Consider the following 268-nt stretch of genomic DNA (forward strand, 5'->3'; position numbering starts at 1 on the left):
TGATACAGGAGGAAAACCTGATACAGGAGGAAATCCAGACACAGGAGGAAAACCTGATACAGGAGGAAATCCAGACACAGGAGGAAATCCAGACACAGGAGGGAAACCTGATACAGGAGGAAATCCAGACACGGGAGGAAAACCTGACACAGGAGAGAAGCCAGACACTGGGACAGATAACGGTAGCAATTCAAAAACTATTGAAAGTACAACGAATCAAGTTGTACATCAAAAAGCAGAAGTATTAACAAAAAACATATCTAGTGTA

1 pseudogene is annotated in these 268 nt (G+C 42.5%); it reads left to right on the forward strand.

What is annotated here, in order from left to right:
• Positions 1–268, forward strand: a pseudogene (locus tag MR107_RS30770) (hypothetical protein); the annotation flags it as partial.

It is taken from the genome of Bacillus cereus group sp. BfR-BA-01441 (genome assembly GCF_022663075.1).
Lineage (GTDB): Bacteria > Bacillota > Bacilli > Bacillales > Bacillaceae_G > Bacillus_A > Bacillus_A cereus.